This window comes from Bifidobacterium xylocopae (assembly GCF_003315615.1).
GTDB lineage: Bacteria > Actinomycetota > Actinomycetes > Actinomycetales > Bifidobacteriaceae > Bombiscardovia > Bombiscardovia xylocopae.
Genome location: NZ_PDCH01000046.1, coordinates 1 through 499, shown reverse-complemented (window position 1 = coordinate 499; position 499 = coordinate 1). Strand labels below are relative to the sequence as shown.

Genomic DNA, 499 nt, shown 5'->3' with positions numbered 1-499 from the left:
CGACGTGGTAGAGCGCGCGATGGAGAGGCTGAACGAAGAGGACGTCGAAAACGTCACCAAGGACGGGGGTGGCGGCGAGGATCCTCATTGGCGGGGCGGTCGCAAGCTGGCCTACGAGATTGACGGCAAGACCGAGGGGAACTACGTTGTGATCAACTACAGCGCCGAGGCTGCTGTCAGCGACGAGCTCGACCGTATCCTCAATCTGAACGAGTCCGTAATCCGCACCAAGATCCTGCGTAAGGACGCCAAGTAGGTTTTCGTCTGCCTTGAGCAGATAAAGAATCCCTAGGACCTTGACAGCTTGTCTCCCGCCGGCGGTGCGTCGGCTTGGGGGAAGAGAAGACCTTGGGAATCAATAGGAATCAAGCAAGTAAGGAATCGTCATGGCTGGTGAAACGACCATCACTATCGTGGGTCTGCTTCTTATACACATCTGACGCAGCCGCCGACGGATTGGGTGTAGCTGTGTGTGGTGAGATGCTGCTGACAGACCACA

At 56.7% G+C, this 499-nt stretch carries 1 protein-coding gene; it reads left to right on the top strand.

Annotated elements, in window-relative coordinates; translation table 11 throughout:
* The first annotated feature begins 19 nt into the window (after positions 1-19).
* Positions 20-256: a 30S ribosomal protein S6 gene (gene rpsF / locus CRD59_RS07570; protein WP_407923134.1), complete on the top strand. Its 237-nt coding sequence runs from the start codon at positions 20-22 to the stop codon at positions 254-256.
* Positions 257-499 lie beyond the last annotated feature (243 nt).